We start from the raw sequence: 25,101 nt of genomic DNA, 5'->3' as shown, positions 1-25,101 counted from the left end.
ATGTATCGCCTATATTGGACGGCCTTTCGCAGTTTGCTGACGAAAGAAGTTAATCGCTTTACTCGCATTTGGGTTCAGACTTTGGTTCCACCAGCCATCACAATGACGTTGTATTTCATTATTTTTGGTAGCTTGATAGGTTCAAGAATTGGACAAATGAATGGCTTCAGCTATATGGAATATATAGTGCCTGGTCTTATCATGATGTCGGTTATCACTAACTCTTATTCAAATGTCGCATCATCATTTTTCAGTGCTAAATTTCAGAAAAACATTGAAGAGCTGCTCGTAGCTCCTGTACCAAACTATGTCATTATTCTTGGCTTTGTCATGGGAGGAGTGGTACGTGGTTTACTGGTCGGAATTATTGTGACTTTTGTTTCATTATTCTTTGTTGACCTGCAAGTTGATCACTGGGGAATTATATTCGCAACGGTATTCATGACTTCAGTTGTGTTCTCACTAGGTGGCTTAATCAATGCAGTTTATGCGAAGACTTATGATGATATCTCTATTATTCCGACATTTGTCCTGACGCCACTGACTTATCTGGGTGGTGTGTTCTACTCAATAAGTCTGCTACCTGAATTTTGGCAAGGTGTGTCGAAAATAAACCCTATTGTATATATGGTTAATGCGTTCAGATACGGCTTTCTCGGGGTATCGGACGTGGGTATTATGACGTCATTCGGTGTTCTGGGTATGTTTGTCGTTGCTTTGTATACCGTAGCCCATTACCTAGTGACTCGTGGGATAGGATTGCGTAGCTAGCAGTTTGCTGGGAACGGACTTCGTCCTATGGAGAGCGGGAGCGCTTCGCTTTTGGAAACGGGAGCGGGCTTCGCCCTTCGGGATTAATTGTCATTCCCTAGACTGACGAAGGAAGGAGTAGGGAATCTCTTACATCGAGTCGGTAGCTTGATGAGATCCCCAACTCGTTCGTTCCTTACTCTTGAGGATAACCATAAAAACAAAAAGGGTTGATACTCTCATATCAACCCTTCAAACTTTTCTCGCTTCTCGCTTCTCGCTTCTCGCTTCTCGCTTCTCGCTTCTCGCTTCTCGCTTCTCGCTATTCAGCGCTTTCCGAAGGCGCTTCAGCGGTTTCTTCTTCTTTTGATTCAACCACCATTTCGACAACTTGGTTATCGATCAGGCGAGCTTTACCTAAGAAAGCAGACATTAGAATCACAGCTTGAGTGGTATCGGCAGTGATCCCTTGCAGGGTGCGGGCATCGCGAATAAAGATCTCATCAGGCTGCAGGCCTGCTGCGCGTAGCTGATCATTCGCATCTTCAATCACAGATGCGTAGTCATCGCGTCCGCCTCGCATAGCACTGCTGATCCAACGCATTGTGCGAGCCAAAACAGGGGCACGCTGTCGTTCATCAATCGTCAGTAGGCCGTTGCGTGAGCTCATCGCCAGACCATCCATTTCACGAACAGTGGCCACGCCTACGATCTCTATGTCCATGGCTAAATCTTCAGTCATCTTGCGAATCACGGCGAGCTGTTGGAAATCTTTTTCACCGAAGCAAGCAACATCTGGCTGAACGATGTTAAATAGTTTAGTGACGACAGTAGCAACACCACGAAAATGACCGGGACGAGAAGCCCCTTCCAGGATGTTTGATAAACCAGGAACCTCAATTGAACTGTGTTTATCCAGACCTTCAGGATAGATGATTTCTTGGGTCGGGGTGAAAACGAAATCTACACTTTCGGCACCTAACTTAGTGAGATCGTCTTCTAAAGTTCTTGGGTAATTGTTGAGGTCATCGCTGCGTTCAAACTGCATTGGGTTAACAAAAATACTCACCACAACAATGTCAGCGTGCTCGCGCGCTTTACGAACCAGAGTGAGGTGGCCTTCATGGAGGTTACCCATCGTTGGAACAAAGGAGATTCTGCGACCATCACGTTTATGCGGTTTGAGCTGTTCACGGAGAGCGGCAATTTCAGCAAAAGTTTGCATCAGTCAAATCCTTACGCAATTGTGTGGGCTTCACCTGGGAAGACACCACTTTCAACTTCGTCTTTGTACATAGCAACAGCTTTACGCATGTCACCTGTTTCAGCAAGGAAGTCCTTTGAGAACTTCGGCATGTAATTGGCTGAAATACCAAACATATCGTGCATCACTAGAATCTGACCATCGGTCGTATTACCCGCGCCAATGCCAATAACAGGGACATCACATACTTCTGTGATGCGAGCGGCAAGCTCGCTTGGAACACATTCCAATAGAATGATTTGTGCACCTGCGTCTTGAAGAGCTAGCGCATCACGAACCATTCGATCTGCTTTATCTTGATCGCGACCTTGGACTTTGAAGCCACCAAAAATGTTCACTGATTGAGGTGTGAGACCAAGGTGAGCGCACACAGGGACCGCGCGTTCTGTCAGCATTCTTACGGTATCGACTAGCCAATCGCCACCTTCAATTTTTACCATGTTTGCGCCTGCGCGCATGAGCTTTGCGGCGCTGTCGCAAGCTTGCTCTGGAGTGGCATAGCTCATGAATGGCATATCGGCCATTAACAAACAATTAGGGCTACCTGCACGTACACAACGTGTATGATAAGCAATTTCTTCTACCGTAACAGGTAACGTATCGCGTGTACCTTGCAACACCATTCCCAGTGAGTCACCAACTAACAGTACTGGCATCTCCGCACTTTCAAATAGCTGAGCAAAGCTGGCGTCGTACGCGGTGGAAGTCGCGAATTTACGACCTTCCTGCTTCCATTTCATCAGGTCGTTTATGGTAATTTTTTTCATGATTTTTCCTTTTAAGGAGTTGGCTATGATTGCCAAGTACGCAGACCGTTTTGTTTGACTACTTTGAGTAATTCTTCCAGTCTGGTCCCACATGGGAGGGTTAAATTTGGTGCGATTTCTGCGAGCGGATAAAGCACGAACTCGCGCTCCTTCATCCCATAATGAGGAACTGTCAGGCGCTCGGAATCAATCACCTCATTGCCATAAAGAACGATGTCTAAGTCGAGGGTTCTTGGCCCCCAACGCTCGTCTTTACGGACACGCCCTTGCTCTTGCTCGATCGCCTGTGTGCAATCAAGTAGTTCAAGTGGCGTTAATTCAGTGTGGATCTCTACCACCGCATTAATGTAATCCGGCTGGTCTTGTGGTCCCATCGGAGTGCTACTGTACAGCATAGAAGTCCGACAAAACTCAGATCTTGGTAGCTTTTTTAGAGCTTCAATAGCACTTTTTGCTTGAGCAACAGGTTCGGCAAGATTACTGCCGACAGCAATGTATGCCGTGATCATGATGATTGAGCCTTGCTCTTTTTTTTACGAAATGGCTTGCGACGTCGCTTTTTACCTGGCTCAGGCGAATCAACATCGAGATCGGCAACCATGGCTTGGCGCATGTTACGTCCAGCGTTTTGGAAGGTTTCCCACCATTTTGCTAGCTCTTCAGTTTCACCGCCTTCAATTTCTCCTCGCATTTCGAGGAAGTCATACCCTGCTCTGAACTTATTCAATTCCATCAAGCGGAAGGCGCGTTTGCCATTTCGGCGTGGCATGCGCAGTTGTAATTGCCAAATTTCTCGAATAGTGGCGGTATGACGGCGTGGGATGGCAATAGTACGAACCTGATCATCAAGAATGTAGTTGCTCGCTTCCATGATAGCGTCGTAGTAAGGCAGTTTGCGCTTTTCCATTAGTAAGGCAGCACGATCCTGCAACGGATACCACAACATAGCAGCGAACATAAATGCAGGGTTGATACGTTTGCCTTCTTCTATGCGTTGATCGGTTGAATCAAGAACTAAGTCAAGCATCTGCTCCGTTTTGGAAGCATAGTCTGCAGTGAAATCAGCAGAGATGATAGGGAACAATTGCTGGAAAAGATTGTATTCGCGCATCAGGTGATAAGTTTCTAGGCCATATCCTGATTGCAGCATTTTCAGTGACTCTTCGTACAGGCGTGCCGATGGAATATCACGTAGTAGCGGTGACATCTGTTCAATAGGTGCGGCCGTTTCTTCTTCGATATCGAAGTCTAGCTTTACGGCAAAACGAATGGCACGCAACATACGCACTGGATCTTCACGATAACGCGTTTCAGGGTCGCCAATCAGGCGTACTAATCGGTCTTCTAAGTCTTCATTGCCGCCAGCATAGTCATGAATCGCATAATCACCGATGTTGTAATACATTGCATTGATGGTGAAATCACGCCGCTCAGCATCTTCATCTATGGTGCCATAGACATTGTCGCGCAACAGCATCCCTTCTTTGGATTGTTGAGAGATGTTTTTACTGGTTTCCTGATGGTGACCACGGAATGTCGCTACCTCGATGATGTCGCGGCCAAACATGATGTGTGCAAGACGAAAACGGCGACCAATTAAGCGGCAGTTTTTAAACAATTGGCGAATTTGCTCAGGAGTGGCATTGGTAGCGATATCAAAATCTTTCGGGTTTTGACCCAGTAGTAGATCACGTACGCCACCACCGACTAGGAAGGCCTCAAAGCCTGCACCATGAAGTCGGTATAGCACCTTCAATGCATTGTCACTGATTTGTTTGCGAGAGATATTATGCTCTTGGCGAGTAATAATGTTCAGAGATAGCTCTGGATAATTTTCTTTTTCGCTTGGTGTATAGTCGTTTTTATTCATGTGCTTTAGTGACTCGTCACGCTGATCTCTTTGGTTGTGAGCTGCGTTTGAGTGTGCCTAGTCAGGACTTGCTTCTGATTCTGTTTATGCCCTAGGGGCGGATTTGCGGCTAATGATAGCTCACAGTGAGCGATTTGAGAATATTGGTGTGATCTCAGTCGAGTCTGGTAACTGGTTAACTTGCCAGTTTGAGACTCCCCACTCAATGATTTCTGGGACATTAGCTTGCTCTATTTCCTTTGGCAACTCAAAACCTAAAAAACGCATTGCTTCGATTAAAGCTGGTTTAGGCTGGCAGTTATCAATGGCTGGTGCGTGATTTTGCTTGGATAATTTATGACCATTTTTATCCAGTGCCAATGGCAAATGGAGGTAGCTGATAGGAGGTACCCCCAACACTTTGTACATACTTATTTGGCGACCTGTAGGTTCAATTAAATCTGCACCCCTAACCACTTCTGTGACCCCTTGATCAATGTCATCCAATACTACTGCAAGGTTGTAAGCAAACAATCCATCTCGACGCTTTATAATAAAATCTTCATCTGCCAGTTGACTAGGGATACTTAATTGTCCGTGCTTTTGATCGTCAAAACAATAAACAGGATCTGTCATGGTTAAACGCACGGCACATTCTTTTTGATTGTCGAGTAGCCGATGACGACACGCTCCATTATAAAAGCCACCCATGGCTTTGACTTGCTTGCGAGTACATTGGCAATAATAGGCTTGGTATGAGCCCAACCACTGTTCAATCTGGGCCTGGTATCGCTCATGTCGTTGGCTTTGATACACAACCTCACCATCCCAGTGGAGTTGGTACGCGTCGAGCGTACGAAGGATCAAGTCTGCAGCGCCTGGCATCTCCCTAGGCGGGTCGAGATCTTCGATTCTAACCAACCATTTTCCCTGTTGGGCCTTGGCTTGAAAGTAGCTGCCTAAAGCGGCGATCAAAGAGCCAAAATGTAATGGGCCAGAAGGGGATGGTGCAAAACGGCCTGTGTAACTCATCATTTATTATCGTATCAAAATCAAAAAGGGAGCGTATGCTCCCTCTTACCGTGTTTATTAACCGCGAAGTGCTTAGCCTTGCATCTGCTTTTCTTTAATTTCTGCCAGCGTCTTACAATCAATACACAGGTCAGCGGTCGGGCGTGCTTCAAGACGACGAATGCCAATTTCGACACCACAAGAATCACAGAAGCCAAACTCATCTTCTTCGATTTTGTTTAACGTTTTCTCTATTTTTTTGATGAGACGACGTTCGCGATCTCGGTTACGAAGTTCAAGGCTGAACTCTTCTTCTTGAGATGCACGGTCAACTGGATCTGGGAAATTCGCCGCTTCATCCTGCATATGGTGAACGGTGCGATCAACTTCTTCCCTGAGCTGGTTGCGCCATGCTGTCAAAATTTTTGTGAAATGAGCCATTTGTTCCGGTGACATGTATTCTTCACCAGCCTTCTCTGTATATGGCTCAACCCCTGCAATGGCTAGGATGCCTAGCGCTTTTTTCTTCGGTTCTGGCATGCAGCATCTCCTACTAACACCTAATCAACTGCGCTCGCAGTTAGATTTTAAGGCGGCTATCTATAGCAAAAAGAACAATATGAGGCAAACTCTGGAGCGTAAACTTGTTGTCAATGTGAAGATGACATCATTTTTTTCTCAACAGATGAAATCGATGCGTTCCATCAATTTCATCTCAGTGTTTGAAAGCTTTGCTTTGTAGCACAAAACTTCCACCCCTTGCTCTTGTGCGCTCTTCAACAATTGTGAATATTTTGCGTCTATATGGTGTGCTGGAGAGACTTTTTCAATGCCTGAATGTAAAACAGTGAACAAAAGTACTGCTCTGCTTCCATTTTGTGCCATTTCTGTGAGCTCTCTCAGATGCTTCTGGCCACGAGTGGTCACTGCATCGGGAAAATAGCCCCGTCCTTGCTGTTCCTCATCGAACAGCGTAACACTTTTTACTTCTATATAGCACGTTGGTTGATGTTGTGACTTGAGCAAGATATCAATCCGACTATTTTCAATGCCGTATTTAACCTCTGTTTTCAGCTCTTCGTAGCCCTGTAATTCACTGATAACTCCAGATTCAATGGCCTCTACCGCTAACTGATTGGCTCTCGCAGTGTTAACGCAAATATAGTGCCCATGCGAGGTTTGTGTTAGTTCCCAACTGTTAGGGTATTTGCGTTTCGGGTTGTCGGATGTGGAGTACCAAACCGTGTTGCCTGCAGTTGCACACCCTGTCATCGCGCCAGTGTTGGCACAATGGATAGTACGTTCGCTGTTATCGGGCAATAGGATGTCTGCCAAAAAACGTTTATAGCGTTTAATTAGGATTGCTGATTCGAGTTGGGGATCAAACTTCATTTGGGACTGGATTTATGTACAATACTCACATTATTACACCATAAGGTTTTTCCATTGTCACAGCTGCCTATCGAGAGCGTGATGCATGAGCTACTCTCAAGCGTGCGAACTCGTTCTCAAGTTATCCTCAAAGCTGCGCCCGGTGCCGGTAAATCGACCCTCTTTCCTCTGCAATTACTTCGTGAGAGCGTCGTGGATGGGAAAATTATAATGCTTGAACCTAGACGCTTAGCCGCACGCAATATTGCTCGTTATTTGGCTCAGCAACTGGGAGAAAAAGTCGGACAGCAAGTAGGGTATCGAGTGCGGGGAGAAACCCAGATAGGCCCAGAGACTAAATTAGAGATTGTCACCGAAGGAATCCTGACCCGAATGGTCCAGTCAGATCCTGAACTGGATGGTGTCTCACTACTAATTTTTGATGAATTTCACGAGCGTAGTATTCATGCTGATACCGCCTTGGCATTTAGTCTTGAGATTCAAGATGCTCTTCGAGAGGATCTAAAATTGGTAGTAATGTCGGCAACACTTAACCAACGAGCATTAAGACAACTGATGCCGGATGCGGCATATATTGAATCTCAAGGTCGCAGTTTTCCCGTTGAATATCGCTATCAGCCACTAAAGCCCAATGAGCGATTGGAAGAGGTGATGGCCAAACAAATTGCTTCGCTAATGAGCAAAGAATCCGGTTCTGTTTTAGCTTTTTTACCTGGTGTCGCGGCAATAAAGCGTGTTGCTGATAGAATGAGTGACCTGCCAGATAACGTCGAAGTATGCCCTTTATACGGGCAACTTGGTTTTGATCAGCAGCAAGCGGCCATTCAGCCAGCAAAAAATGGTAAGCGTAAGGTGGTGCTAGCGACCAATATTGCTGAAACGTCAATAACCATCGAAGGAATTCGCTTGGTCGTGGATGCAGGGTTAGAACGAGTCGCAAAGTTTGATTTAAAAAGTGGTGTGACAAAACTGGAACAAAGCAGAATTGCGCAATCTTCAGCGGTACAGCGGGCTGGTCGTGCTGGGCGTATTGAACCCGGAATTTGCCTGCGTCTGTATAGTGAAAGCCAGTTGAATCAGCAACCAGAAGTCCCACAGGCTGAAATTCTTCACTCAGATTTGGCAGCATTAGCATTAGAATTAGCACAGTGGGGCGCAGCGAATGCTGCTGAACTGAAGTGGCTCGATGTCCCTCCTCAGAATAGCCTGAATCAATCACGTCGTTTGCTCAACAAACTGGGACTTTTGGATGACAAATACCAGTTAACCGAACATGGCCGCCTGACAAATGAACTCGGCGTTGAGCCGCGAATTGCGGCGATGTTGGTGCACACTGAACTGCAAGTTTGGAAGAATACAGCCTCAGCGGTGGCTAGTTTACTAGAAGAACCGGAACATAACGTCCTCGATTTCATGCACAGTGTTGATCGCTTTAAGCGCGGTGTTCACAGTAAACAGAAAGTCGCGCAGCAACGTGGCCAAGTGTTAGCACGTAAATTGTCGATAAATTTTTCTCTTGAGGCTATTGATGAGTCATTAGTCGCCGTGATCTTGGCGACGGCTTTTCCTGACCGTATCGGTCAACGAAGAAAATCGCAGACGGGGAAGTTCTTATTGGCGAACGGTCATGGTGCTGAAATGGCCGATGATGAACGCCTCGCGACCGCTGAGTATCTGGTAGTCGCTGATCTGATGCGCAGCTACTCTGATTCCTCGAGAATTTTTCTTGCTGCAGAACTAGACATCGTTGCAATCGAGAAATGGCTTCCTCAATTGATTGTGGCAAAAGAAAGTGTCGATTGGGACGAGCGCAAAGGACGGTTGATAGCAGAACATCAACGTCATCTGGGGCGCTTAGTGATTGAGCGTTGTCCACTCCCTGAGCCAGACAAACAAAAAATGACCGAGGCTTTACTAAATTGTGTACGTCGCAAAGGGTTGGATATATTAAACTGGTCCGATAGAAGCAAAGACACTCTTGAACGAATCCGATGTGCTGCTGAATGGTTGCCAGAACATCAATGGCCCGGTGTTTCCGATGCAGAATTGTTGGAAAATCTTGAGACTTGGTTAGAGCCTTATCTGGTTGGAGTAAGTTCAATCAAAGCGCTAGCTAAAGTGGATTTGGAACCTGCTCTGATGGCCTATATAGCTTGGCCACTTAATCAGGAAATTGACCAATGGCTACCGACACACTACGTCGTGCCTACAGGTTCAAAGAAGAAGATACGCTATCAACAAGGCCAAGAGCCTGTACTTTCTGTTCGTATGCAAGAAATGTTTGGTGAGCAGAGGTCGCCAAACATTGCTGATGGCCGCAAAACGTTGGTTATGGAATTACTCTCTCCAGCACAACGGCCTCTCCAAGTCACAGGTGATTTAGCGAGCTTCTGGTCTGGTGCATATAAAGATGTGCAAAAAGAAATGAAAGGGCGCTACCCCAAGCATGTTTGGCCAGACGATCCGGCTAACCATATGGCAACGACCAAAACTAAGCGACAACTGTAATCATGACCAAGAAAAAAACACCTGCGAGCAGTAAAACCAAAGCAACGAAAAAGCCTGCTCGCAAGCGGGCAACAGTGAAACGTAAAACCACGCCAAATGGCCAACGTCGCTGGTTAAAAACTCTATGGGGGGTGACTTGGAAGCTAGGTTTAGCTGGGTTTGCTTTGTTATTGTTTGTCGGTATTTACCTAGACAGTGTGGTTAAACAGCGTTTTGAAGGACAGTTGTTTGACTTGCCGACCGTGGTTTACGCTCGCATTCTTAACCTTTCTCCGGGTGATTCGATCTCGATTCGGGAAGTTCGCAATGAACTCGATGTACTCAATTACCGTAAAGTACGTCAGCCCCGTTATCCAGGTGAATATTCGTCGTCGTCAACCAAAATTGAACTGATTCGCCGCCCGTTTGAGTTTACCGATGGGCCAGAGCCAGATCGCCATGTGATGCTGCACTTTGATGGTTCAGGCTTACTTCGTATTCAGTCGCTCGAATCAGCGGGAGACCTTGGCTATTTGCGGGTCGAGCCGAAGATGTTGGGGATGTTGGAGAAAAATCACGATGAACAGCGCCTGTTCTTAAGGCGTGATCAGTTTCCTGAGGTCATGGTGGATGCGTTGCTGGCGACTGAAGACAGAGATTTTTATCAGCATGATGGCGTTTCACCGTTTGCCATTGCCCGTGCATTAGTTGCCAACGTTAAGGCGGGTCGCACGGTGCAAGGGGGGAGCACCCTAACGCAGCAGCTCGCGAAGAACATTTTCCTCTCCAGTGACCGAACGCTGTGGCGTAAGGTCCGTGAAGCCTACATGGCATTGATCATCGATTATCGCTACAGCAAAGATCGCATTCTGGAAGGCTATCTGAATGAAGTGTATTTAGGGCAAAGTCGTGGAGAAGCCATTCACGGCTTTGGACTGGCTTCTCGCCTATATTTTGGACAGCCGATTCAAGAACTGCGCATTGACCAGTTGGCGTTGTTGGTGGGTATGGTTAAGGGGCCATCTTATTACAACCCAGTGCGTTTCCCTGAGCGAGCCAAAGAACGTCGAGACTTAGTGCTTCGTCTGATGATGCAGCAGGGGATCCTGAGCGCTAACCAGTACGACATGGCAGCGAGTCGTCCGCTGGATATTCAGGATAATCCGCGTATTGCTAGCCGGCAACCGGCTTACTTCCAGCAGTTGAAGATTGAGCTGAAAGAGAAAGTTGGTGAGGCGTTTCAGTCGGATATTGGCCTAAGGGTGTTTACATCTCTCGATCCAGTCTCTCAACAAGAGTTGGAGCAGGCCATTGCCAAGAAAATACCTCAGCTTAGTAAAATCGCAGGTAAATCGCTTGAAGGGGCTGCAATCGCCGTTGACCGCCATACCGGAGAAATTCGTGCTATGGTCGGAGGCAAGCGGACAGGCTATGACGGATTCAATCGTGCGTTGAACGCCAGTCGTCAAATTGGCTCACTAGCTAAACCAGCGGTCTATCTCACTGCTCTGGAACAGCCTGATAAGTACAATCTTGCTACCACTTTGCACGATAAACCTATCAGCCTTAAGGGTTCAAAAGGCAGTGTTTGGTCGCCGCGTAACTATGATCGTAAGTTCCGGGGTGATGTCCCTTTGTACATGGCGTTGGCAAAATCTCTCAATGTACCTACAGTGCAGCTGGGTATGCAGCTCGGCATTCCAAATGTTGTCAATACTTTGGAAAAGTTGGGGGTCGATCGCAATGAAATCCGTCCAGTGCCATCAATGTTTCTTGGTTCTTTCACATTGACGCCATTTCAGGTCGCGCAGATGTATCAGACGTTGACCAATTCGGGTAAGAAAGCGCCATTGTCTGCGCTACGTTCTGTGGTTGACTTAGAAGGTAATGCCCTTTTTCAGTCACTGCCGCGCATGTCTCAAACTATCGACCAGCAAGCCGCTTGGTTGACGACCTATGCTATGAAACGCGGCGTTTTGGAGGGCACTGGCCGTTATCTCAACAGCCAGTTTGGCTGGGCGGCGTTAGCAGGGAAAACCGGGACCAGTAACGATACGCGTGACAGCTGGTTCGTTGGTGTTGATGGACGCGAAGTGACAACTATCTGGCTTGGCCGAGATGATAATAAGCCAACCAAGCTTACGGGCTCCAGCGGTGCGTTAAGAGTCTATGCGGAATATCTCAATCACCGCATACCGGAAAAGCTGTCGCTACCTTGGCCAAAAGGAGTCAGCACCCTCGGTTTTGCATCCACAGAACAAGGCAGCCTGCAACTGGACTGTAAGAATTCGTTTAAGTTACCCGTTTGGGATAAAAATGGTGTGCTTCAACAGCAATGTGACAGTCAGCCTACTCAGTGGATAAAGAACATATTTAGTTGGTAAACAGTTGCTTGTGTCAATAATATAAAACCATCGACTTCTGTACGTATGCGAATAATACGGGAACTCTAGAGTGAAAAAACTAGCCTGGCTTTTATGTACATCTGCGTTTGTGTTACCGCGCATGGTGCTTTCTGATACAAGAGAACATGCCGTACCAGAACGGCCAAAAATCGCGGTGGTTCTAGCTGGTGGTGGTGCCAAGGGGGCGGCGCACATCGGTGTTTTGAAAGCGCTTGAAGAGCTCAGAATTCCAGTCGACTATATCACGGGCACCAGTATGGGGGCTTATGTGGGTGGCTTGTATGCAACAGGCATGAGTGCGGATGAAATTGAAAGCTTGACTGAGACCATAGATTGGAACCGTGGCTACCGTGATCGGGTTGATCGTAGCCAGCGTCGTGTGCGTGACAAAGAATACGAAGACAGATTCCAACTGACGACAGATTTAGGTCTTGGCTGGGGGGAAGTACGTGCTGCCCGTGGCATTGTGCAAGGGCAGGGAATGCTAAAAATCCTACGTGAATCGTCTGGCAACCTTCCACCGTTTAAATCCTTTGATGAACTTGCCATTCCTTATCGCTCAGTCGCAACTGACATTCTTGAGCTCAAACCTGTTGTTATCGAAAATGGTTACCTTGTTGATGCCATGATGGCTAGCATGTCGGTTCCTGGAGCGTTACCTCCCTACGAACTCAATGATCAGCTTCTGGTAGATGGTGGGGTAACCAACAATATGCCTGTCAATGTTGCACGAGATCTCGGCGCAGATATCGTTATTGCAGTTGATATCAGTACTGATTACAAAGACGAAGATGATTTTACTACTCTGTTCAGCGTAGCGGATCAATTGTCGAATTATTTAGTGCGCAGCACGACTAATCGCCAAGCGAAGACGCTGACGGAAGACGATGTGTTCCTTAAGCCACAAGTTGGCGATATGGAAACGACAGAGTTTGACAAGATGCCCGAAGCGTTTAAAAAGGGGTATCAAATTGCCATTCAAAACCAAGAATTACTCAAACGCTACAGCGTGTCTTCATCTGAGTATCAGGATTACGTTGATCACAAAGAAGATGTACGTAGAAAACTGAGATATGGCGATGAAATTCTGGTCGATAAAGTCGTTATTCATAACCACACTCATTACAGTGATGATGTGCTGAAAAAACACCTGAGTCTTGATTCGGGTCATCGATATAAAACGTCCGAAGTCGAGCAGGGTGTTCAGAACCTTTACGCGCTGGATCGTTTTGAATTGATCACTTATCGCTATGACAAAATTGATGATCAAGATGCCTTGATTGTTAACGTCAAAGAAAAATCTTGGGGTCCTAACTATGTCAACTTCCGTTTCTTCCTAGAAGATGACTTTGATACTGACAGTCAATACGCAATAGGGGTATCGACCAATTTTACCGATGTTAATGAGTTTGGCGCTGAACTGACTCTTAATGTAGAAATGGGCACAGATAAACTCATAGAAGGGGAGTTTTATAGCCCAATTTTTTCCAGTTCTGACGTGTTCACTACTTTGGGCGTCACGTTCAGCAATGAAAAGGTCAATGTGTCCAAGGATGGAGGAGAAGTACCGTCACTCAAAGCGACTCAAGATTTTTTCCCGATATCTTTCACTGAGTGGGAATCCGAGTGGGCTGTTGGGTATCAAGATACTTTGTGGCGACGATTTAAAGTCGGTGTCAGATACACTGATGGCTCAGGAGAACTCGCGTCGCTGCCATCATTGGGTGACGTCTCATTTAAGCGATTAGGTGCGTTTGCCAATTATCGCATCGACACCTTAGATAACTACAGTTTGCCCAATAGAGGGCTGTACTTGAATCTGGATTACCTAGTGTCACATGATGAAAGTGTCGGCAGTTCAGGTAGTGTTTTCGCTGGTCATGATGAAGATACGGCGTATGAATATGGTGCTAAGATCGTCTATGCCAATAGCTTCTCGCGTCATACTTTGGTTGCGAATCTCGATGTTGGAGTGGTAGAAAGCAAAAATTCTTCTCTTATTATCGACCCCAAAGAGCTTGGCGGCTTCCTCAATTTATCTGGTATCCCACGTAATAGCTTGATTGGTCAGAACAAAGCGTTTGGTAGTTTGGTGTATCGCTACCGTTGGTTCGACAATGACTTTGGATTATTTTCTTCACCATTTTATTTAGGTGCGTCTTTTGAATACGGTGGTGTTTGGTCAGATCCAAGCATCAAACTCGATTCGGCGCCATTGTACGCTGCAGGTTCTCTGTTTGCCGGGGTTGATTCTCCCGTTGGGCCAATCATGTTTGGCTATGGCAGAACAGAACAAAACTACGATTCTATATACTTGATTATAGGGACAAGTTTTAAATAGCTATTCAATAATTCATTCAATCAATCGTCTATTGTCAAAGCAGGGAATTGATGAAATTAAGCAAAGAAAATCATAGAACTTTAGTCTTAAGTTGCTATGTTGGTCAAAATGATGAGATTTTAATTTATCGTTAAATTTGCTATCCTACTGCCCACAGTTTGGCCTCTCTGGCACTGTTTCTCACTCAAGATGAATGAAAAATATGGCAAAAAGGAGAGCCAAGTTTCCAAGGATGTTCACTTCGTTACGTTGAATAATAGTAATAATAACGGAGGAACCGCAATGAGAGGAAAAAGTCGTGCTTGAAGCCTATCGTAAACACGTCGCAGAGCGTGCTGCTGAAGGAGTTGTTCCTAAACCACTAGACGCCGAGCAAGTTGCTGGTCTTGTCGAACTTCTGAAAAATCCCCCTCAAGGTGAAGAAACCGTAATTCTTGACCTACTAGAAAATCGTATCCCACCTGGCGTAGATGAAGCTGCATATGTCAAAGCAGGTTTTCTGACGGCTATTACCAAAGGCGAAGTGGAATCGCCACTGGTAAGTCGTGAAAAAGCAGCTGAGCTGTTGGGTACGATGCAGGGTGGCTACAATATCGCTCCGCTAGTTGACCTTCTTGATGATGACGCGTTGGCATCTATTGCTGCAAAAGCACTATCTCACACTCTACTCATGTTTGATGCTTTCTATGACGTAGAAGAGAAAGCGAAAGCAGGTAACACTTACGCACAGCAAGTACTGCAATCTTGGGCTGATGCTGAGTGGTTTACCTCGAAAGAGAAAGTTGCTGAAAAAATTACCGTTAAAGTATTCAAAGTCACTGGTGAAACTAACACCGATGACTTGTCTCCGGCGCCTGATGCATGGTCGCGCCCAGATATCCCAGTGCACGCGAAAGCGATGCTGAAAATGGAACGTGATGGTATCAACCCAGACGAACCAGGAAGCGTTGGTCCTATCAAACAAATCGAAGAGCTACAAAAAGATGGTATTCCATTGGCTTACGTCGGTGATGTCGTGGGTACCGGTTCTTCACGTAAGTCAGCGACTAACTCTGTACTTTGGTTCATGGGTGAAGATATCCCATTTGTACCAAACAAACGTACAGGCGGTATCTGTTTAGGCGGTAAGATCGCACCAATCTTCTACAACACGATGGAAGACTCAGGTGCACTACCAATTGAGCTAAACGTTCAAGACATGAACATGGGTGATGTGATTGAAATTTACCCATATGAAGGTGTTGTGCGCAAAGGTGGCGCAGAAATTTCAAACTTTGAGCTGAGCAAGGTACTGCTTGATGAAGTGCGCGCTGGTGGCCGTATTCCATTGATCATTGGTCGTGGTTTAACAAGTCGTGCTCGTACTTCTCTTGGCCTAGAAGAAACCGATCTGTTTGCAAAGCCGATTGATCCTTCCGCATCAAGCAAGGGTTACACACTGGCTCAGAAGATGGTCGGTAAAGCATGTGGCGTTGAAGGTGTTCGCGCTGGTCAATACTGCGAACCTAAGATGACGACAGTCGGTTCTCAGGATACAACTGGACCTATGACGCGTGATGAGCTAAAAGACCTTGCGTGTCTTGGCTTCTCAGCTGATCTAGTGATGCAGTCATTCTGTCATACTTCTGCGTATCCAAAACCAGTCGACGTCAACACGCATCATACGTTGCCTGATTTTATCATGAACCGTGGTGGTGTCTCTCTTCGTCCAGGCGATGGCGTTATCCACTCATGGCTAAACCGTATGCTTCTTCCTGATACTGTTGGTACAGGTGGTGACTCGCACACTCGTTTCCCTCTGGGTATTTCATTCCCAGCTGGTTCTGGTCTAGTTGCGTTTGCTGCAGCGACAGGTGTTATGCCGCTTGATATGCCGGAATCCATCTTGGTTCGTTTTAAAGGCGAAATGCAGCCAGGTATCACGCTACGTGATTTAGTTCATGCAATTCCTTATTACGCAATTCAGCAAGGTCTATTGACAGTTGAGAAAGCGGGTAAGATTAACGAATTCTCTGGCCGCGTGCTTGAGATTGAAGGTGTTGAACACCTAACGGTTGAGCAGGCGTTTGAGCTTTCAGATGCTTCTGCAGAGCGTTCAGCGGCTGGTTGTACAGTTAAATTGTCTCAAGAGTCGATTGAAGAGTATCTAAACTCGAATATCACCATGCTTAAGTGGATGATTTCCGAAGGTTACGGTGACCGTCGTACTATCGAGCGTCGTATCACTGCGATGGAAGAGTGGTTGGCGAAGCCAGAGTTGATGGAAGCAGACGCAGATGCGGAATACGCTCACATCATTGAAATCGACCTAGCAGAAATTGATCAACCTATTCTGTGTGCACCAAACGATCCAGATGACGCTCGTCTACTTTCTGAAGTACAGGGTACCAATATCGATGAAGTCTTCATTGGTTCTTGTATGACTAACATTGGTCATTTCCGCGCTGCAGGTAAGCTACTAGAACAGTTCGGTGGTCAGTTAGATACTCGCCTATGGGTGGCTCCACCAACGAAGATGGACCGCGATCAGCTAACCGAAGAAGGTTACTACGGTATTTATGGCCGTGCTGGTGTTCGTATTGAAACGCCAGGGTGTTCACTATGTATGGGTAACCAGGCACGTGTGGCAGATAAGGCGACAGTAATGTCAACGTCGACACGTAACTTCCCGAACCGTTTAGGTACCGGTGCTAACGTTTATCTTGCTTCTGCTGAGCTTTCGGCGGTTGGTGCGATTCTAGGTAAGATTCCCACTAAGGAAGAGTACCTAGAGTACGCGAAGCAAATCGACGCGACAGCCGCAGATACCTACCGTTACTTGAACTTCCATAAGATGGATCAGTACACTAAGAAAGCGGATTCAGTGATTTTTCAAGAGCCTGCATAATCCCTTGTCATATTTGATTGAGGCATAGAATTGAGAGCGTCTACTTCGGTAGGCGTTTTTTTTGTTTCTAAAGCTACCAATTTTCAAATTGATTGAACCTGTCATTCCATAGACTGACGAAGGAACGAGTAGGGAATCTCTTCAAGTATGTCGTTGTTTTAAAAGATCCCCAACTCATTCGTTCCTCATTCTTGAGGATGACGAGAGTGAGTTGCAATTAATCATAAGAATGGACTTTGTCGTCTATACCTCGCCTCACACCTTTAGTCCTTGTATACTCCCGCCCATTGAGTTAGACAGAACCGCAAGAGGCGCCCTATGGAATTTGAGTTTATTAGAAACACTTTAATGGGCGAGTACTACGTTAAGTCGAGTATGGGCCATGAAATTGCTGGTCGCTGGTTGCAGGAAGAAATCGGTAAGGATTGGCAGAAGATAGAGCAGGTCGAGTCTATGCTAGAGGCTGTACACCAGTCTCCACTTCGGGAACACACCATGCTGGGTACTGAGATTTCTATCTCTATTCATGGTGATGAAGTCACCATTCAAGAGAATGTATTGGCGCATGGGGAAGCGATGGCAGAAGACAGCGAGTTTAATTTTTATGACAGTGAGAGTACGGCCAGTTGTGGCTTAGATGACTTTGAGCTGCTGATTGAACAATGGAAAGAGTTTCTGACCACCAAATAAATCTGCACTGATATAGTGAAGAATGAAATTATTGCCTCATTATTGTGATAAAGGCGCACCGTTATGGTGCGCCTTTTTGTGTATTTGGCCCTCTGCGATTAATAAATCATTAATTATCAAATGCTTAATAAGTTGGCATGTCACTTGGATTATTAAAGATAAAAGGATGACAGCTTCAGAGAGGATGCGATGAAACTTATTAATGCGATTATCAAACCATTCAAATTAGACGATGTTCGAGAGGCACTAGCTGATGTCGGTATCGAAGGTATGACGGTATCCGAAGTGAAAGGGTTTGGACGCCAGAAAGGCCACACCGAGCTTTATCGTGGTGCAGAGTATCAAGTGGATTTCTTGCCTAAGGTGAAACTCGAGATAGCAACACAGGCTGAAAATGTAGACCGCGTGATTGAAGCTGTATCCAAAGCGGCGCACACAGGAAAAATCGGTGACGGAAAAATCTTTGTTTATGACCTGAGCCAGGCAGTGCGCATTCGTACTGGTGAAATGGACGCTGAGGCGCTTTAAGAATTCAAAGAACTGGAGATAAAAAAATGGAATTAACAACCACAGTAACCGAATTACGTTACGCACTAGACACTTTTTTCTTCCTCATTTCAGGTGCGTTGGTCATGTGGATGGCGGCTGGTTTTGCCATGCTTGAGGCGGGTTTAGTTCGTTCAAAGAACACCACTGAAATTCTGACCAAAAATGTTTGCTTATATGCAATTGCATGTACCATGTATTTGGTCGTTGGCTACAACATTATGTATGTCGACAATGGTGAGGGCGGCTGGCTACCTTCATTTGGTACGTTGATTGGAACACAAGGGGAAGGCGCAGACCACTCTCTAGAATCTGACTTCTTCTTCCAAGTGGTGTTTGTTGCGACAGCTATGTCTGTTGTGTCTGGTGCGGTCGCAGAGCGAATGAAGTTATGGTCATTCCTGATTTTCTCCGCGGTACTGACGGCGTTTATCTACCCAATGGAGGGTTACTGGACTTGGGGAGGAGGCTTCTTGTCAGAAGCGGGATTTAGTGACTTTGCTGGCTCAGGTATAGTACACATGGCTGGCGCAGCCGCGGCATTAGCAGGCGTGTTGCTACTAGGTGCTCGTAAAGGTAAATATGGGAAAAATGGTGAGATTTACCCAATTCCAGGTTCGAACATGCCTCTGGCGACACTGGGTACCTTTATCCTTTGGTTCGGTTGGTTTGGTTTCAACGGAGGCTCTCAGTTGATGGTTTCTGACTTTGAGAATGCAACGGCAGTAGGTCAAATCTTCCTCAACACAAACGCAGCAGCAGCGGCTGGTGCGATTGCAGCTATCCTGGTGTGTAAAACGACGTGGGGTAAAGCAGACCTGACGATGATCCTCAACGGCGCACTGGCTGGCCTAGTTGCCATCACTGCCGATCCGCTGTCTCCATCGCCAATCTATGCTGTGGCCATTGGTGCAGTATCAGGTGCGCTAGTTGTGTTCAGCATCATTGCTCTTGATAAGCTTAAAATTGACGATCCAGTGGGTGCGATTTCGGTGCACGGTGTATGTGGTTTCTTCGGCCTGATGGTTGTGCCACTGAGTAATGGTGATGCAACGTTTGGTGCTCAGCTATTGGGTGCGGCGGTTATATTTGCTTGGGTGTTCGGTGCAAGTCTTGCGGTGTGGGCAGTGCTTAAAGCAACGATTGGTATTCGAGTGTCCGAAGATGAAGAATTGGAAGGTATGGACATGCACGACTGTGGTGTTGGTGCCTACCCTGAATTTGTGACTGTGAAGTAAGTCAGAACAAGACACAGACTGTTACAAATAAAATACTCAAAAACCTGCCAACTCCGGCAGGTTTTTGCGTTTTACAGCATTGTTTTCTAAATCATCATGAATATAATAACGCAACTGATAAACGTTATCATTACGAAGTTAAAGGACTGAACCAATGAAAAAACTGCTGACTCTTTCTGCTTTAGCATGTGCAACACTAGCACCGACTGCGATGGCTGCTGAAGAAGTGAACGTCTACTCTTACCGTCAACCTTTCCTAGTTGAACCTATGTTCAACGAGTTCACTAAAGAAACAGGCATCAAAGTAAACGTTAAGTTCGCAAAGAAAGGCCTAGCAGAGAAACTAGCTCAAGAAGGCGAGTACAGCCCAGCTGACGTGATTCTGACGGTAGACATCAGCCGTTTGTCTGAGCTAACTAAGCAAGGCTTGGTTCAGTCTGTAGAAAGCGCTATTCTTGAAAAGAGCATTCCAGCTCAGTACCAAGATGCTGACAATGAGTGGTTTGCTCTGACAACCCGTACTCGTAGCGTTTACTCTTCACGTGACCGTGTTGGTAAGCTAGGTGATGATTTCACGTACGCTGATCTTGCTAAGCCTGAATTCAAAGGCAAAATCTGTACTCGTAGTGGTAAGCACCCTTACAACGTTTCTCTAGTCTCTTCCATGATTGCTCATAAAGGCGAAGCGGAAACTAAAGAGTGGCTAGAAGGCGTTAAAGCTAACCTAGCGCGTAAACCTCAAGGTAACGACCGTGCACAGGTTAAAGCGATCAAAGAGGGTCTATGTGACGTTTCTCTGGGTAACAGTTACTACCTAGGTAAGATGGTTAACGATAAAGAGCAGAAAGCGTGGGCTGATGCTGTTTACATTAACTTCCCTAACCAGAACACAACTGGTACTCACGTAAACATCTCTGGTATGGCAATGGCTAAGTACTCTCCAAACAAAGAGAACGCACTTAAGCTGATGGAATTCCTAGCGGGTGATAAAGCTCAAAGCATGTACGCTGAAGTGAACTACGAGTACCCAGTGAAAGAAGGCGTTAAGCGTTCTGACCTAGTAGCGTCTTGGGGCGACTTCAAAGCTGACACGATTTCTCTCGATGAAATTGCCGACCACCACGCAGCAGCAATCAAGCTTCTTGATGAAGTGAAGTTCGACCTGTAATCGTTTGACGCTTTATATACACAGCCTCAAGTCGCTCTTTTACAAGGGTCACTTGAGGTTGTTTGTTTATAAGGGTATAACAGACCCTTAAGCGTATTAAAGGTATATGAGATGTATTAGCAAGTGCATTTAAGCGATGTATACCTGTGATTGTTAGGCGATGAAAGAAAATAATTATTTATGGAAAACCAGTAGTGGGACGTTGGCCCTGCTACTGGTTTTGCCGATCTTAGCGATATTCCTTACCTCTATCGGCGAGACTGATGACTTATTCTCGCATCTGATGTCGACGGTAATGCCAACCTATACCTTTAATACGGTAGTCTTGGCCGCGGGTACTATGGCTCTGTCCCTAGTTTTTGGTATCCCTTCTGCTTGGATTATGGCCATGTGTCGGATACCCAGCGAGCGGATTTTACAATGGGCTTTAGTGTTGCCTCTGGCTATGCCGGGTTACATCGTTGGTTACATTTTTACTGATTGGCTCGACTTTGCCGGACCAGTACAAATCTTGCTCCGTGATCTAACAGGTTGGGGACCCGGAGATTATTGGTTTCCAGATATCAGAACGTTGACTGGTGCAATCATTGTGCTGGCATTGGTGCTTTACCCTTACGTTTATCTGCTGTGTCGTGCTGCATTTATGGAGCAAAACGTTTCTTTGCTGCAATCAGCGCGCTTACTAAAATGTTCTCCTTGGGAAAGTTTCTGTCGCATCTCGCTTCCACTTGTTCGCCCCTCCATTGCCGTCGGCCTGTCGTTGGTTGCAATGGAAACCATTGGTGATTTCGGTACGGTGAGCTATTTTGCCGTCAATACTCTGACCACGGCGGTTTATGATACCTGGCTCGGTTACTCAAGCTTGACTGCGGCCGCGAAGATTTCGGCCATTATGTTGGTGTTTGTGATTCTCCTGCTTAGCGCAGAGCGCTACAGTCGTCGTAAACAAAAACTATTCCAGAACCAGTTCAGTAGCCGAGAAGACTTTCGCTACGAGTTATCAGGTTGGAAGAAGTGGCTGGCGTTGACTTGGTGTTGGGGGTTAGTCGCAATTGCCTTCTTGCTCCCACTGTTGCAACTGGTGATTTACGCTTACAAGTATTTTGTACAGAGCTGGACTCCGGAATTCCGAGAGTATGCGCTGAATAGCCTCTACGTTTCTCTATCGGCCGCCGTCATTGGAGTCATTGTCGCCATCATCGTGAATTTTTATAATCGCTTAGCAGCTAACCGTCAGGGGCTGGCGTTTATGCGCTTGTCTTCGATGGGGTATGCGGTACCAGGTACTGTTCTGGCGATTGGGGTCATGGTTCCCGTTTTGTTTATGGACCATTTGGTCAATGACATTGCTAAGTTTATGCAGTGGGGTAGGCCGGGGTTAATTTTTTCTGGCTCAATGTTTGCGCTTATTTTTGCATTGGTCGTCCGATTCTCTGCAGTCGCAATCGGCAGTATTGAAAGCAGCTTAAACAAAGTCTCACCTTCTCTAGATATGGCTTCTCGCACTATGGGGTGTAATTCCAATCAAATGTTGTGGCGAGTGCATTTCCCGCTGATTCGTCGTGGAGCTTTGATTGCTGGCTTGTTGGTTTTCATTGAATCAATGAAAGAGCTGAATGCAGCGCTGCTGCTTAGGCCCTTTAACTTCGAAACACTGGCAACCTATGTCTACAACTTTGCCTCTGACGAACAACTTGAGTTAGCCGCTTTACCAGCAGTGCTACTGGTATTAGTCGGATTGATTCCCTTAGTTATGGTTAACCGTTCACTGGAGCATACACACTGATGAGCTGTGCATTATCAATCAATAAGTTAACTTGTAAGTACGATGAACAGACAACCGTATTGGAATCTCTATCACTAGAGGTGGAACACGGTGAGATTGTTTGCTTACTGGGCGCGAGTGGCTGCGGGAAGACCACTTTACTTAAAGCGATTGCGGGCTTAATACCGCTCAGTTCTGGCTCAATGAGTTTGAACTGTATGACAATTGATGACGGTAAACACTGGCTGCCGCCTGAGCAGCGTAATATTGGTATGATTTTTCAGGATTACGCTCTTTTTCCGCACTTAACCGTTGAGGAAAATGTGGCTTTTGGTCTGAAGACGTTGGCTAATGGTGACAGAAAAGCCAAAGTGGCAGAAATGCTTGATCTGGTTCACCTGACAGGGTTCGAAGAGCGCTATCCACATCAGTTGTCCGGTGGACAGCAGCAGCGTGTTGCTATTGCTCGTTCATTGGCATACAAGCCTGACTTATTGTTGTTAGATGAACCTTTCTCTAACATTGATACTCAGGTTCGCCATGAGTTGATTGCAGAAATCCGTAAGATCTTCAAAAAGCATGGCGTCACGGCGATATTTGTTACTCACAGTCGGGAAGAGGCGTTTGCCTTCGCTGATAAGATGGCGGTGATGAACCACGGCGTGATTGAACAGTATGGTACGGCGAGTGATCTTTACTATCAGCCTTCGAGCAAATTTGTTGCGGATTTCTTAGGAGGCGGCAGCTACTTGATCGCGAAGCGTGTGTCTGAGTCTGAGTTTGAAACTGAGTTAGGGGTGGTTGAGGCGCAAGCTCAGCAAGAAATTCAGTTGCAAGCGGAATGTGAGCTGTTGCTGCGTCCACAGCATGTTCAGATCAGTGCGACTGAGGAGAGCAGTGTGACGGTCTTGGAGCAACAGTTTATGGGGGACCATTGCCGTTATGTGATTGATGCCAGCGGTAGCCGATTGTTGGCCAGCTCAGCGGAGCCACTGTCGATAGGTCAACCTGTCTCGGTTAAAGTTGAAACGCAAGGCGTATTGGCTTTTTAAACAACAAAACACCCAGCAAATCGCTGGGTGTTTTGATCTCTAGGCTAGCTACAGTTGTAAGAATGATTTGAACTGTTCAACTATGCCTTCTGCGGTCTCCTTGTCCGCCATCTCTGCAAAGATACGCAGAAGAGGCTCGGTACCAGAGAATCGGGCAATGACCCAGCCGCCATTTTTGAAATAGACTTTAGCGCCATCTTCGTAGCTCACGCGTTCAATTTCAAACTCAAACTGTGGTAGTTGCTTCTCGACATATATCATGTGATGCAGTGCCTGCTTTTGCCCGGCTTTAAAGCTACAGTCTCCTTCTGCCGTATAGGCATAGCCGTATTTGGTATAAATTTCATCAAGAAGCTCAGAAAGCTTTTTGCCTGTTACTGAAATCATTTCAACCAATAGACTGGAGGCGAATACGCCATCTTTACCTTTGATATGGCCACGAATCGTCAAACCGCCCGAGCTTTCGCCACCAATCAGCGAGTCATTGGCTTCCATTTGTGAGCTGATGTGCTTAAAGCCGACGGGTACTTCAAAGCTCTTCTCACCATGGTCTGCTGCTATTTTGTCTAGAATATGAGTGGTCGCGATGTTACGAACTACGGAACCGGACCAGCCTTTGTACTCAAGCAAGTAGTAGTAAAGCAGGATCAGCACTTCATTAGGGTGAACAAAGTGACCTTTTTCGTCGATGATGCCGAGACGATCAGCATCGCCATCGGTGCCAATACCAATGTCGTAACCTTGCTCTGCAACAAGATGTTTTAGACGATACAATGTGGCAGCATTGGGAGACGGCATCAAGCCACCAAAATCAGGGTTTTTGCCATCGTTAATCACATCGACGTCACAGCGACCATTGATCAACACCGTTTGCAGCGCGTTTTTAGCCACCCCAAACATAGGATCAATCAGTACACGTAAATTGGCTTTTTTGATCGCTTCTATGTCGATAAAGTCGATGATCGAGTCGACGAATTCGTTCATTGGGTTAATGATGGTAATCAGTTTATCTTCAACCGCCTGATCAAACTCCACGCTTTGCACTCTATCGCCAGTTAAAGCTGCAATTTGAGTTTCGATCTTTTCTGTGATTATCTCATCCGCATCACGGCCCCCTTCAATAAAGACTTTAATGCCGTTGTAATCTGCTGGGTTGTGGGAGGCAGTAATGCATGCCGAGTAGGCACAGCCCATCGCTTTGGCTTTAAACATCACAATTGGAGTCGGAACAAATTTGTCGATGAAGCTAACGGGAATATTGTTAGCGGCAAGCACCTCGGCGAACCAGCGAGCCGCTTTGTCTGATAAAAAACGACGGTCGTAACCAATAATGAATCCTTTGTCGGCGACTTTCTCGTGGTTGATGATGTTTGCCAGCGCTTGGGCAACCAAGCGAACATTATCTTTGGTAAACTCTTCACCGATAAATGCACGCCAGCCACCAGTACCAAACTTAATCATTGCTTTAATCCTTTATTCAACAAAAGAG

General features: G+C 46.3%; 19 protein-coding genes. 11 read left to right on the top strand and 8 right to left on the bottom strand.

What is annotated here, in order from left to right; all coding sequences use genetic code 11:
- The gene (locus tag OH455_RS04165) at positions 1-771 is read left to right on the top strand and encodes an ABC transporter permease (RefSeq protein ID WP_269980448.1); all 771 of its coding nucleotides are present in this window, start codon (positions 1-3) and stop codon (positions 769-771) included.
- A 301-nt stretch (positions 772-1,072) separates the two neighbouring features.
- Here the strand turns inward: OH455_RS04165 and panC are convergent, their stop codons facing one another.
- From panC to sfsA, 7 genes are all read right to left on the bottom strand, one after another.
- Positions 1,073-1,975: a pantoate--beta-alanine ligase gene (panC, locus tag OH455_RS04160; protein WP_269980447.1), complete on the bottom strand. Its 903-nt coding sequence runs from the start codon at positions 1,973-1,975 to the stop codon at positions 1,073-1,075.
- Positions 1,976-1,986: 11 nt separating this feature from the next.
- The gene (gene panB / locus OH455_RS04155; protein ID WP_045976252.1) at positions 1,987-2,781 is read right to left on the bottom strand and encodes a 3-methyl-2-oxobutanoate hydroxymethyltransferase; all 795 of its coding nucleotides are present in this window, start codon (positions 2,779-2,781) and stop codon (positions 1,987-1,989) included.
- A gap of 23 nt (positions 2,782-2,804) precedes the next feature.
- Complete coding sequence (gene folK / locus OH455_RS04150) at positions 2,805-3,290, bottom strand: 2-amino-4-hydroxy-6-hydroxymethyldihydropteridine diphosphokinase (protein ID WP_045976251.1); 486 nt, start codon at positions 3,288-3,290, stop codon at positions 2,805-2,807.
- Entirely contained in the window at positions 3,287-4,651 is a 1,365-nt protein-coding gene (gene pcnB / locus OH455_RS04145; RefSeq protein WP_045976250.1) for a polynucleotide adenylyltransferase PcnB, read from the bottom strand. Before pcnB ends, folK begins: the two co-directional genes overlap by 4 nt.
- 120 nt (positions 4,652-4,771) lie before the next feature.
- On the bottom strand, positions 4,772-5,662 hold the full coding sequence (gluQRS, locus tag OH455_RS04140; protein ID WP_269980499.1) for a tRNA glutamyl-Q(34) synthetase GluQRS: 891 nt from the start codon (positions 5,660-5,662) through the stop codon (positions 4,772-4,774).
- A gap of 72 nt (positions 5,663-5,734) precedes the next feature.
- Positions 5,735-6,181, bottom strand: coding sequence for an RNA polymerase-binding protein DksA (gene dksA, locus OH455_RS04135; RefSeq protein ID WP_045976249.1), 447 nt, complete (start codon positions 6,179-6,181; stop codon positions 5,735-5,737).
- A gap of 138 nt (positions 6,182-6,319) precedes the next feature.
- A complete protein-coding gene (sfsA, locus tag OH455_RS04130; RefSeq protein ID WP_269980446.1) occupies positions 6,320-7,033 on the bottom strand; it encodes a DNA/RNA nuclease SfsA in 714 nt (237 codons plus the stop codon).
- Between the two features lie 54 nt (positions 7,034-7,087).
- On the opposite strand from sfsA, the gene hrpB reads away from it, so the two are divergent.
- The 10 genes from hrpB (at position 7,088) to OH455_RS04080 (ending at position 23,612) form a co-directional block, all read left to right on the top strand.
- Positions 7,088-9,541, top strand: a complete 2,454-nt coding sequence (gene hrpB / locus OH455_RS04125; RefSeq protein WP_269980445.1) for an ATP-dependent helicase HrpB — start codon at positions 7,088-7,090, stop codon at positions 9,539-9,541.
- A 2-nt stretch (positions 9,542-9,543) separates the two neighbouring features.
- On the top strand, positions 9,544-11,904 hold the full coding sequence (gene mrcB / locus OH455_RS04120; RefSeq protein ID WP_269980444.1) for a penicillin-binding protein 1B: 2,361 nt from the start codon (positions 9,544-9,546) through the stop codon (positions 11,902-11,904).
- A 121-nt stretch (positions 11,905-12,025) separates the two neighbouring features.
- Positions 12,026-14,266: a patatin-like phospholipase family protein gene (locus tag OH455_RS04115; protein WP_269980498.1), complete on the top strand. Its 2,241-nt coding sequence runs from the start codon at positions 12,026-12,028 to the stop codon at positions 14,264-14,266.
- A gap of 298 nt (positions 14,267-14,564) precedes the next feature.
- Positions 14,565-17,153: a bifunctional aconitate hydratase 2/2-methylisocitrate dehydratase gene (gene acnB / locus OH455_RS04110; RefSeq protein ID WP_269980443.1), complete on the top strand. Its 2,589-nt coding sequence runs from the start codon at positions 14,565-14,567 to the stop codon at positions 17,151-17,153.
- A gap of 318 nt (positions 17,154-17,471) precedes the next feature.
- Positions 17,472-17,843 carry a YacL family protein gene (locus OH455_RS04105; protein WP_269980442.1) on the top strand — a complete coding sequence of 124 codons (372 nt, stop codon included), beginning with the start codon at positions 17,472-17,474 and terminating at the stop codon, positions 17,841-17,843.
- A 189-nt stretch (positions 17,844-18,032) separates the two neighbouring features.
- On the top strand, positions 18,033-18,371 hold the full coding sequence (gene glnK, locus OH455_RS04100; protein ID WP_004742633.1) for a P-II family nitrogen regulator: 339 nt from the start codon (positions 18,033-18,035) through the stop codon (positions 18,369-18,371).
- Positions 18,372-18,397: 26 nt separating this feature from the next.
- Positions 18,398-19,627 carry an ammonium transporter gene (locus OH455_RS04095; RefSeq protein WP_269980441.1) on the top strand — a complete coding sequence of 410 codons (1,230 nt, stop codon included), beginning with the start codon at positions 18,398-18,400 and terminating at the stop codon, positions 19,625-19,627.
- 154 nt (positions 19,628-19,781) lie between these two features.
- Positions 19,782-20,795, top strand: coding sequence for a Fe(3+) ABC transporter substrate-binding protein (locus OH455_RS04090; protein ID WP_269980440.1), 1,014 nt, complete (start codon positions 19,782-19,784; stop codon positions 20,793-20,795).
- A 160-nt stretch (positions 20,796-20,955) separates the two neighbouring features.
- Complete coding sequence (locus OH455_RS04085) at positions 20,956-22,581, top strand: ABC transporter permease (protein ID WP_269980439.1); 1,626 nt, start codon at positions 20,956-20,958, stop codon at positions 22,579-22,581.
- Positions 22,581-23,612, top strand: coding sequence for an ABC transporter ATP-binding protein (locus OH455_RS04080; RefSeq protein ID WP_269980438.1), 1,032 nt, complete (start codon positions 22,581-22,583; stop codon positions 23,610-23,612). Before OH455_RS04085 ends, OH455_RS04080 begins: the two co-directional genes overlap by 1 nt.
- A 48-nt stretch (positions 23,613-23,660) precedes the next feature.
- Here the strand turns inward: OH455_RS04080 and OH455_RS04075 are convergent, their stop codons facing one another.
- Complete coding sequence (locus OH455_RS04075) at positions 23,661-25,073, bottom strand: phosphoglucomutase/phosphomannomutase family protein (RefSeq protein ID WP_269980437.1); 1,413 nt, start codon at positions 25,071-25,073, stop codon at positions 23,661-23,663.
- Between the last annotated feature and the right edge of the window lie 28 nt (positions 25,074-25,101).

The sequence above is a fragment of the Vibrio sp. T11.5 genome (assembly GCF_027587155.1).
GTDB classification, from domain to species: Bacteria; Pseudomonadota; Gammaproteobacteria; order Enterobacterales; family Vibrionaceae; genus Vibrio; species Vibrio neptunius.
Note: the sequence above shows the minus strand (reverse complement) of the source record. Positions and strands in the feature narration are given on the sequence as shown.

Bases quoted from the DNA above. Each gene is read 5' to 3' on its own strand.
- OH455_RS04165 (WP_269980448.1), top strand. From the start codon at position 1: ATGTATCGCCTATATTGGACGGCCTTTCGCAGTTTGCTGACGAAAGAA.
- panC (WP_269980447.1), bottom strand. From the start codon at position 1,975: ATGCAAACTTTTGCTGAAATTGCCGCTCTCCGTGAACAGCTCAAACCG.
- panB (WP_045976252.1), bottom strand. From the start codon at position 2,781: ATGAAAAAAATTACCATAAACGACCTGATGAAATGGAAGCAGGAAGGT.
- folK (WP_045976251.1), bottom strand. From the start codon at position 3,290: ATGATCACGGCATACATTGCTGTCGGCAGTAATCTTGCCGAACCTGTT.
- pcnB (WP_045976250.1), bottom strand. From the start codon at position 4,651: ATGAATAAAAACGACTATACACCAAGCGAAAAAGAAAATTATCCAGAG.
- gluQRS (WP_269980499.1), bottom strand. From the start codon at position 5,662: ATGAGTTACACAGGCCGTTTTGCACCATCCCCTTCTGGCCCATTACAT.
- dksA (WP_045976249.1), bottom strand. From the start codon at position 6,181: ATGCCAGAACCGAAGAAAAAAGCGCTAGGCATCCTAGCCATTGCAGGG.
- sfsA (WP_269980446.1), bottom strand. From the start codon at position 7,033: ATGAAGTTTGATCCCCAACTCGAATCAGCAATCCTAATTAAACGCTAT.
- mrcB (WP_269980444.1), top strand. From the start codon at position 9,544: ATGACCAAGAAAAAAACACCTGCGAGCAGTAAAACCAAAGCAACGAAA.
- OH455_RS04115 (WP_269980498.1), top strand. From the start codon at position 12,026: ATGGTGCTTTCTGATACAAGAGAACATGCCGTACCAGAACGGCCAAAA.
- OH455_RS04105 (WP_269980442.1), top strand. From the start codon at position 17,472: ATGGAATTTGAGTTTATTAGAAACACTTTAATGGGCGAGTACTACGTT.
- glnK (WP_004742633.1), top strand. From the start codon at position 18,033: ATGAAACTTATTAATGCGATTATCAAACCATTCAAATTAGACGATGTT.
- OH455_RS04095 (WP_269980441.1), top strand. From the start codon at position 18,398: ATGGAATTAACAACCACAGTAACCGAATTACGTTACGCACTAGACACT.
- OH455_RS04090 (WP_269980440.1), top strand. From the start codon at position 19,782: ATGAAAAAACTGCTGACTCTTTCTGCTTTAGCATGTGCAACACTAGCA.
- OH455_RS04085 (WP_269980439.1), top strand. From the start codon at position 20,956: ATGAAAGAAAATAATTATTTATGGAAAACCAGTAGTGGGACGTTGGCC.
- OH455_RS04080 (WP_269980438.1), top strand. From the start codon at position 22,581: ATGAGCTGTGCATTATCAATCAATAAGTTAACTTGTAAGTACGATGAA.
- OH455_RS04075 (WP_269980437.1), bottom strand. From the start codon at position 25,073: ATGATTAAGTTTGGTACTGGTGGCTGGCGTGCATTTATCGGTGAAGAG.